Below are 8,399 nucleotides of genomic sequence, written 5' to 3' on the forward strand. Positions count from 1 at the left end.
AACTTTTCATTCATTTGAAACAGTTATTGCTTTTTAAGCATGTTTTTGTAAAAATAACTTAAAAATTGTTATGATATTCTAGAATGGAGTGAAAGATTTGAAAACACTAATTGTATTAGCTCATCCAGAGTATGAAGATTCAAATACGCAACAATTTTTAATTGCAAGTACGAAGAATTTAAAGGATGTTAGTATTCGCTATTTAGATGAAGAAAAGATAGATAAAAGAGAAGAAAAAGAGTTACTTAAAGAAGCTGACCGAATTATTTTTCAATTCCCAATGTACTGGTATAGTGCACCGTTTTTATTAAAAAGATGGCTAGATGAAGTTTTTGATGATTCGTTGATTGTAAATGGTTTGAAAAATAAAGAACTAGGTTTAGTGGTTACAATGGGACTTTCGCAAGAAGATTTTGCTGCTGGTCGTTCAGAAAAATTTACGCTATCTGAAATTTTTAGACCTTTTGAAGCACTTGCTAATAAATGCCAGATGACTTACTTACCTATTTTTCCTGTTGCTTTATTTCCCTATTTAAGTGAAGTTAATAAGAAAAAAATATTAATAGACTATCAAATGTATCTAACAAAACAAAATGAAACTAACTTTAAAAACAAAGAAGATTGGTTTGTTAGTCGTTTAGAAAGCTTAAAAGAAAAATCTACTAATCAAGAGTCAATTAATCATGTACTTGAAAGTTTGAAGGATAATCGGGAAACTTTAGATGATTTACTGGTTTTAGTTAAAGAGATGAGGCTGGAAGATGAATGAGATGGACTGGTTATTAAGAGAGACGAAACAATTAGAAAAGACAGCAACAACCTATGAAGAAAAAGCTTTTTATCAAGAATTAGAATACATTATTAGAGAACAATATAAGCGAATTGAGCAAGCAGAAGGTGAACTTGACGGAACACTTTGGAGTCCTAAAAAATGGTAATCCATTTTATTTTCCCTGTCCTTTATAGTATACTAATGAATAAATGAGATGAAAAAATAGGTGAGATAATGAAAAAAACAAGGATTCTTTTGTTAATGGTTTCTATTTTTATGTTAACAGGTTGTTCGAAGAATAAAAAAGCAGAAGAAAAAACAACTGAATCAGAACCAGTTGGTATGGTGATTGATACAAAAGAGAAAAAAAGAAGTGATGTGATTAACAATATTTTAGTTGGACGCTCAAAAATGAGTTTTAACAATGTTAATTATGACATCATGTCTGATGGACAGTTTGGACAAGATGAACTGTGGGGAACGTTTGAATCAGAAACTAATAAGAATACGTATATTCAAATAGATGCTTTTGATAATGAACAAGCTATCTACGGGGATATTTATTCTTATGAACTAGAAGGTGTTTCTTGGGATGAAGCTGAGCCAGTTCAATATTTAAATTATATGGAAGAAGCATTGCAATCTTCTAAGGATGGTAAATCTTTGATGTATAAGGCACGTACAGGTGATGTTTTATTTTCAGTGGCAATGTTTGGTAAGAAAAAACTAACTGAAGAAGAAGTTTTAGAGCTAAAAGCATTAGCAAAAGGAATTAAAATAGAATATGTAGAGAATCAAATTAATCCAGGCTAAAACAAATGAGACTGCTATTTAGGTCAGTCTCTTTATTTTTCTTAAAAAGTGAATTTGTTCTTTGATTGTTGTCTTTTGTTATGGTAGTGTTATAAAGTTGTAACATCTATATAATATGATAATGATGATTATTTATAAAGGTGTTGGAGTAGTAAGAAAGGAAATTATAGTTATGACAATAGAAATTCGAGGAATGTCTAAAACAGCTGATGATTTGTTGGTATTAAATGATATCGATTTAGTCTTCCAAGAAAAAACAATTTATGGCTTATTGGGGCAAAATGATTCAGGAAAAACGACTTTAATGCGTTTACTGGCTCATTTAAGATTTCCAAGTGAAGGATATATTGAAATCGATGGGATTGATATCGAAGAAGATCAAGAGGTGTTAAATAAAATTTATTTTTTAACTCACGATGACATTTATCCTAAGAGAGCTAAATTAAAGCAAATCGTAAAATGTATGGGAGCTTTTTATCCTAATTTTCAAACAGAGATTTGTTTAGACTTATTAAATAAATATCATTTAGATGAAAAAGATATTTTTTCAAAATTACCGTTAAAGAAAAAAACACTATTTAAAAGTTGTTTAGCTTTTAGTAATGATGTGGATTATTTATTACTAGATGAGCCAGCGTTTAGTTTAGATGCCTATCATAGACATGCGTTGTATCAAGATTTACTAGCAAGTTATGACCGTTATCCAAAAACGATTATTTTATCCACTCACGCTATTGATGAGATTGAAGATGTCATTGAAAGAGTTATTATTTTAGAAGATGGTCAAGTTTTAATTGATGATGATGTAGCAACTTTAATTAAAAAAGCTTACTCTGTAAAAGGTGAAGAGCGTGAAGTTAGAGAATTCTTACAACAAAAACACGTCTTAGGCCAAGAATATAGACGTGGGATTATTAAAGCTTATGTTCAATTAGAAGAAAACGAAGTCATTGAGGATAGTCAACTTGAAATTAAGTCATTAAATCTTCAAGAGCTATTTATTCAATTAACAAAAGATGTTTATGGCGATAGAGGGGGAGAATAGGGATGAACAAAAAAGCAATTATTCAAACCCAATTAATCAGACAATTAAAAGGTTTAGTACTATTTTTAATTGGATATGTTGTTTTATTTGCAAGTAGTATCGCAATTAAACAATTCACTAAACTTACCTTTGATTTTGACACGATTACTTATGTGTTTGTTGTTTATTTAGCCCTACTTTCATGGGTGATTACATCAAGAGGTATTAAATTGTATAGCTATCACTCTTATAGCAGACAAAGTATTATTAGCCGAACAGCTATTACGCAATTAGTTATTAGTTTTGTAGCTAGTCTATTAATAGAAGGTCACACTTGGTTAATGAAGCTGTTTCCTGCGTTATCTGAGAATCAATCAGCAAACAATGTAAAAAATGTTTACATTAATCAGTTAACTTCTAATTTAGTTTTAAAAAGTGTGTTAACTTGTCTGTTCATTACGTTAGCCATTTTTACTTTATTACAATTTACTAACTTAATTCTAATTGGTACTTACGGTATGAAACTAAGAACTCAAATTATTTTGCTATTTGTTTTAGCAGTTATAATTTTAGGTATTTTATTTAGTTTACCTTATTGGAGTAAACCAATGATTGGTATTAGTATTATGATTTTTGGTTTCATTTTTGGAACAGGACAAAGTTTCTTACCAAGTATAGTGATACCTTTAATCTTACTTGTTTTAATTTCAATTGTGTCTTATTTATTAAGTCGTAGATGGATTAAGAGATTAGAGATTTACAAAAATATTACACTTTAAAAAGGACTTAGGTCCTTTTTTTTATTTAGCAGAATGCTATAATAAGGTAATCTTTATTTTTATTAGATACGTATTTTATATTAGGGGGTTACGTTAATGAAGTCTTTAGTAAACTTTAGAGATATAGGAAATATTGCCACACAAGATGGTAAACGCGTCAAACCAAACTTATTTTTAAGAAGTGGTGAGGTTGTTAATGTTCATCAGTCTGCTGTGGATCGACTTTTAAATGAATATAAGTTAGAAACCATTATTGACTTACGAGGAGAAAAAGAAACGACAGAACGCCCTGATGATACTTTAACAGGTGTTGACTATGTTAATATTGATATTTTAAAAGATGTTAAAGGTCAAGGAGCAAGTTTTGAGGATTTACTAAAAGGAGCTAGAACAGCTGATATTGGTATGCTAGAACTTTATGAAGAATTAGTTTTAACTGATGGAGCTAGAAGAGGTTACCGACAATTTTTAGAATTGATTTTAAACAAACCAAAATCACCTATCCTTTTCCATTGTTTTGCTGGGAAAGACCGTACCGGAATGGCTGCTGCGATTATTTTAAAAAGTTTAAATGTATCAGATAAGTTAATCTTTGACGACTATTTAAAAACAAATGAAATGAGAAAAGAAGCCAACCAATTAATTGTTAATGATTTAAGAAGTAAAGGATTAACAGAAGAGCAATTAAATGAAGTTTTAGTGATGATGAACGTTGATAAACGTTATTTAGAACATTCATTTAAAATTATTGATAAAGAATTTGGTGGTTTTGAACAATACATTACTGAAGGATTAAGAATGCCAAAAGATTTCTTTACAGAAATGAAAGGTAATTTTATTGCATAAAACAAAGGGATGTGGCAGAAGGTACTTCTGTCACATCTCTTTAGTTTGAAAAAGAACTATGACATGTTTATGTCACAGTTCTTTATTTTTTTGCTCTAAGTCTAATAAAAATTGTTTTGTTTTTAATCCTTCTTCGGAGTTGCCCGAATAACCAACCAGTTTTCCGTTTTTTCCAATAACTCGATGACAAGGGATAATAATAGGAATTGGATTCATTCGATTAGCCTGTCCGACAGCTTGTTGAGCTCTAGGGGAATTAGCCATTACAGCTATGTCTTGGTAACTTTTGATTTCTCCGTATGGAATACGAGTTAAAGCATCCCAAACTCTTCTTTGGAATTTAGTTCCTTTTAAAAAGTGAATAGGAACGGTAAAGTCAACTAAATCACCTGAAAAGTAAGCTGAAAGTTCTTCTTTAGCCAAGGTGAGGTGAGTTAACTGTTGAGTGGATAGAGGTGTTTCTTCTGGTTTTTCATTTACAAAATCTATTTGAGTAATGCCAATTTCGTCAGCCTGTAACCATAATTTAATTGCTCCAAAAGTTATAAACATTTTTATCACGTCCTTATAGCATCATCATATCCGATTTTTAAAAGTTATGGTAGTATTAAACTTAAGGTAACAATGAAAGGTTCGAAAAATATGAAAGAAACAATACATCTACTACATACAAATGACTTACATTCTCATTTTGAGAACTGGCCTAAAATCAGAAGGTATTTAGTAGATAGACAAACTAAGTTGAAGCAGAATAATCAAGAATATTTAACTCTTGATTTGGGAGACTTCATGGATAGATTCCATCCATTAACAGATGCAACTAATGGCCTTCTTAATATAGAAATTATGAATCAAATTAATTATGATTACGCTACAATTGGTAATAATGAAGGAATTACCAATAGTAAACAAGAATTAAACGCTCTTTATGAAGATGCTAATTTTCAGGTTTTATTAGCTAACCTTTTGGACAAGGATACTCAAAATCTTCCAGAGTGGGCAAAAGAAGAAGTTATTTTCACAACTAAAGAGGGAACAAGAATCGGAATAGTCGGTTTAACGTCTCCAATAACTTTGACCTATGAACCTTTTGGTTGGAATGTACTAGATCCGATTTCTTGTTTAAAGAACATCATCCCTGAACTCTCTAAAAAAACAGATATTATTGTTATTATGTCTCACTTAGGCTTACCAGATGATAAAATATTAGTAGAAAATTTTCCAGAGATTGATGTCATTATTGAGTCACATACCCATCATTTGTTTGAAAAGGGAATGATGTACCAAGATTGCTTATTAGCAGCAGCTGGTAGATTTGGTGAATATATTGGAGAAGTCATTTTAGAGATTGATAATAAACAACTTGTATCAAAAAAAGCAACAACAATTAAAACGAATGACCTTGAGGAGAAGACAAGAGATATCGTGGAAATTGCTAATTATAAATTAGAAGGAGAAACCTTACTAAAAAATGATGTAGTAGGAGTTCTACCTCAGACACTGTTTAAGGAAACCACTTTAATGGATATGACGTTAGAGGCGATTAAAGACTATGTTGGTGTGGAAGTTTCTTTATTAAATACAGGAATCATCTTAACTGACTTATTTGAAGGAGAAGTAACTAAAAAAGATCTCCACGAATGTTTACCACACCCGATGAATTTAATTCGAGTAACATTAAAGGGAAGAGATGTGAAAAGGCTTGTCTATGAAATTGAAAAAAACAGAGCGTTTCTGTACAAGTTTCAAATCGTAGGTATGAAATTTAGAGGGAAATCTTTTGGTAAAATGTGTTATGATGGTCTTGCTTATTACAAGGATACAAAAGAAGTTACTTGGTGTGGAGAAGAAATTCAGGATGAAAAAGAATACACTTTAGCAACTGTAGATCACCTATCATTTCTTCCATTTTTCCCAACCTTTGAAATAGCTGGGAAAATTGAAATTATTAGTTCAGATTTCTTAAGAACTATTTTAGGATCATACATCAAAAAGAATGTTAATTAAAAGTAGAGGTGTTAACATGAGTGAAAAAAATATTAATCAAGTAGAAGAAGAAGTTGAGGTAGAGGAAATTGATGAGGAGCTCCAAGCCCTATTAGCTAATTTTACACCTGAGAGTTTTACTTTAGGGCAAGGAACGTATAAGTTAGTAAAAAATTACCGAGATGGATTTGACTATGAAGCGACTATTAAGAGATACAATGATGTTTTAGATAAATACGACTTCATTGTTGGAGATTGGGGATTCGACCAATTACGTTTAAAAGGATTTTTCTTAGATGATTTCAAGAGTGCGCCTATAGACGCAAAAATCAGTACTTTAGAAGATTATATTTATGAGTATTGTAATTTTGGTTGTGCTTATTTTGTTATTCAACAAATAGGTGAATTTAAGCGCCGAGGCCGTACGTCATCTGGACCAAGTCCAAAGAAAAATAATAATCGACCTAAAACGCAAAAAGCTCATACTGAGGAAAAACGATATACACAAAATAAAAACAAAAAGAAACCAAACTTTAAAAGTAAAAAAAATACAGGCACGGATCCTAATAAAAATGATCAGCCTACCAAAAAAGTAAAACAAACAAATAACAAACAAAATAATAGTAACAATAATAAAAAGCATCAATTTACGATTCGTAAAAAAGAATCAGAGTAAGGAGAGATTTTGTGAGTTATAAAGGCTATTTAATTGATTTAGATGGAACTATATATTTAGGTAACGAACCCATCAAAGCGGGGAAAACTTTTGTTGAAGAGTTACAAAAAAGAGAAATCCCTTTTCTTTTTGTAACAAATAATACAACTAAAGAGCCTTCAGCTGTAAAACTGAGTTTAGCTAACCAATTTGATATTCATGTGAATGAAACTGATATTTATACAGCAACTTTAGCAACGATTGATTACATGAGAGAAAAAGGCTTAGGTAATAAAGTTTATATTGTAGGTGAAGAGGGACTAAAAAAAGGTATCCTAGAGTCAGGTTTTATTCATGAAGAAAAAACGCCTGATTATGTAGTTGTTGGTTTAGATAGAGAAATCAACTACGAAAAATTAAAAACAGCAACCCTAGCTATTCGTAACGGTGCACATTTTATAGGGACCAATCCAGATAAAAATCTACCAACAGATGAAGGGTTGATTCCTGGAGCTGGAAGTTTATTAGCTCTATTTGAAACAGCTACGAATCAAAAAGCAACAGTTATTGGAAAACCAAACGCAATTATTATGGAGAAAGCCTTAGAACGTTTAAAATTAACTAAGGATGATGTCATAATGGTTGGTGATAATTATGAAACAGATATCTTAGCAGGAATAGATAACGGAATTGATAGTCTACTGGTTTTAACGGGTTTTACACCTAAAGAGGCTGTGCCGACTTTAAAGAAAAAGCCAACTTTTGTCATTAATTCTTTAGATGAGTGGAGTTTTTAGTAATGGGAAGAGTAGCTAATTTTTTTAAAGTGATATGTTTATTACTGTTTTTATTAACAGTTGCTATTACGATAACAATTAATTCAAAATGGTTGTACGCATTTGATATTCAGCAATTGAATATTTTAGATTATTTGACAGTGACAAAAGAAGAGTTGCTAAAAAACTACAGTGAGTTAATGAGATACCTTAATTTATTTTGGGTGAATCCTTTGAAAATGACAGATTTCCCTGTTTCTGAAAGTGGTGCTTTTCATTTTTATGAGGTAAAAAGATTATTCCAATTAAATTATGTGGTTTTAGTTTTGACACTGTTTCCAAGTCTTTGGATTTTGTATAAGGGAATAAAAGAGAAGAGTCTGTGGAAATTTATTCGTCCATTTTCTTATGTATTAGTTGGTCTGTTTAGTTTAATAATTTTTATGTCAGTAGCCTTTGATACATTTTTTGTCACATTCCATGGTGTCTTTTTTAATAATGATGCTTGGATATTTGACCCAACAACAGACCCGATTATATTAGCTTTGCCAGAAGAGTATTTTATGCATTGCTTTATTTTATTTTTCGTTATTTTTGTGTTTTTAATTAGTTTAATCGTATTTTTAGGAAAAAGACAATTTAAAAGGCTCTTTGTCAAATCGGACTGATGAGTCGGATATATAAGATGATAAACTTGAGATTACTCTCAGATTTATCATCTTTTTTAGTTATTTAATTTTAATAAGGC

The 8,399-nt window shown here is 30.6% G+C and carries 11 protein-coding genes; 10 read left to right on the forward strand and 1 reads right to left on the reverse strand.

Going from position 1 to position 8,399, the window contains the following annotated elements; genetic code table 11:
* The first annotated feature begins 97 nt into the window (after positions 1-97).
* From DFR54_RS11280 to DFR54_RS11300, 6 genes are all read left to right on the forward strand, one after another.
* Positions 98-769, forward strand: coding sequence for an NAD(P)H-dependent oxidoreductase (locus DFR54_RS11280; RefSeq protein WP_167800235.1), 672 nt, complete (start codon positions 98-100; stop codon positions 767-769).
* Positions 762-938 (forward strand): hypothetical protein, encoded by a 177-nt coding sequence (locus DFR54_RS13255; protein WP_167800236.1) that lies wholly within the window; start codon positions 762-764, stop codon positions 936-938. The genes DFR54_RS11280 and DFR54_RS13255 overlap by 8 nt, the downstream gene beginning before the upstream one ends.
* Before the next feature lie 68 nt (positions 939-1,006).
* Positions 1,007-1,585 (forward strand): hypothetical protein, encoded by a 579-nt coding sequence (locus DFR54_RS11285; protein ID WP_114290312.1) that lies wholly within the window; start codon positions 1,007-1,009, stop codon positions 1,583-1,585.
* 172 nt (positions 1,586-1,757) lie between these two features.
* Complete coding sequence (locus tag DFR54_RS11290) at positions 1,758-2,630, forward strand: ATP-binding cassette domain-containing protein (RefSeq protein WP_167800238.1); 873 nt, start codon at positions 1,758-1,760, stop codon at positions 2,628-2,630.
* 2 nt (positions 2,631-2,632) lie between these two features.
* Positions 2,633-3,388, forward strand: a complete 756-nt coding sequence (locus tag DFR54_RS11295; protein WP_114290314.1) for a hypothetical protein — start codon at positions 2,633-2,635, stop codon at positions 3,386-3,388.
* A 96-nt stretch (positions 3,389-3,484) separates the two neighbouring features.
* Positions 3,485-4,234, forward strand: coding sequence for a tyrosine-protein phosphatase (locus tag DFR54_RS11300; protein ID WP_114290315.1), 750 nt, complete (start codon positions 3,485-3,487; stop codon positions 4,232-4,234).
* Positions 4,235-4,306: 72 nt separating this feature from the next.
* Here DFR54_RS11300 and DFR54_RS11305 read toward each other — a convergent pair whose 3' ends face one another.
* Positions 4,307-4,786: a methylated-DNA--[protein]-cysteine S-methyltransferase gene (locus DFR54_RS11305; RefSeq protein WP_114290316.1), complete on the reverse strand. Its 480-nt coding sequence runs from the start codon at positions 4,784-4,786 to the stop codon at positions 4,307-4,309.
* 90 nt (positions 4,787-4,876) lie between these two features.
* Between DFR54_RS11305 and DFR54_RS11310 the strand changes: the two genes are divergently transcribed.
* The 4 genes from DFR54_RS11310 to DFR54_RS11325 are packed head-to-tail and all read left to right on the forward strand — an operon-like array spanning position 4,877 to position 8,319.
* Positions 4,877-6,241 (forward strand): bifunctional metallophosphatase/5'-nucleotidase, encoded by a 1,365-nt coding sequence (locus DFR54_RS11310; RefSeq protein WP_114290317.1) that lies wholly within the window; start codon positions 4,877-4,879, stop codon positions 6,239-6,241.
* A 16-nt stretch (positions 6,242-6,257) separates the two neighbouring features.
* Positions 6,258-6,896, forward strand: coding sequence for a YutD family protein (locus DFR54_RS11315; protein WP_167808059.1), 639 nt, complete (start codon positions 6,258-6,260; stop codon positions 6,894-6,896).
* A gap of 11 nt (positions 6,897-6,907) precedes the next feature.
* Positions 6,908-7,672 carry a TIGR01457 family HAD-type hydrolase gene (locus DFR54_RS11320; RefSeq protein WP_114290319.1) on the forward strand — a complete coding sequence of 255 codons (765 nt, stop codon included), beginning with the start codon at positions 6,908-6,910 and terminating at the stop codon, positions 7,670-7,672.
* Between the two features lie 2 nt (positions 7,673-7,674).
* Entirely contained in the window at positions 7,675-8,319 is a 645-nt protein-coding gene (locus DFR54_RS11325; protein WP_114290320.1) for a TIGR01906 family membrane protein, read from the forward strand.
* Positions 8,320-8,399 lie beyond the last annotated feature (80 nt).

Origin of the sequence: Vagococcus fluvialis (assembly GCF_003337315.1) — a bacterium.
In the GTDB taxonomy this organism is placed as follows: domain Bacteria; phylum Bacillota; class Bacilli; order Lactobacillales; family Vagococcaceae; genus Vagococcus; species Vagococcus fluvialis.

Excerpts from the sequence above, each read along its gene's own strand:
- DFR54_RS13255 (WP_167800236.1), top strand. The coding sequence starts at position 762 with ATGAATGAGATGGACTGGTTATTAAGAGAGACGAAACAATTAGAAAAG.
- DFR54_RS11300 (WP_114290315.1), top strand. The coding sequence starts at position 3,485 with ATGAAGTCTTTAGTAAACTTTAGAGATATAGGAAATATTGCCACACAA.
- DFR54_RS11315 (WP_167808059.1), top strand. The coding sequence starts at position 6,258 with ATGAGTGAAAAAAATATTAATCAAGTAGAAGAAGAAGTTGAGGTAGAG.
- DFR54_RS11295 (WP_114290314.1), top strand. The coding sequence starts at position 2,633 with ATGAACAAAAAAGCAATTATTCAAACCCAATTAATCAGACAATTAAAA.
- DFR54_RS11290 (WP_167800238.1), top strand. The coding sequence starts at position 1,758 with ATGACAATAGAAATTCGAGGAATGTCTAAAACAGCTGATGATTTGTTG.
- DFR54_RS11310 (WP_114290317.1), top strand. The coding sequence starts at position 4,877 with ATGAAAGAAACAATACATCTACTACATACAAATGACTTACATTCTCAT.
- DFR54_RS11305 (WP_114290316.1), bottom strand. The coding sequence starts at position 4,786 with ATGTTTATAACTTTTGGAGCAATTAAATTATGGTTACAGGCTGACGAA.
- DFR54_RS11285 (WP_114290312.1), top strand. The coding sequence starts at position 1,007 with ATGAAAAAAACAAGGATTCTTTTGTTAATGGTTTCTATTTTTATGTTA.
- DFR54_RS11325 (WP_114290320.1), top strand. The coding sequence starts at position 7,675 with ATGGGAAGAGTAGCTAATTTTTTTAAAGTGATATGTTTATTACTGTTT.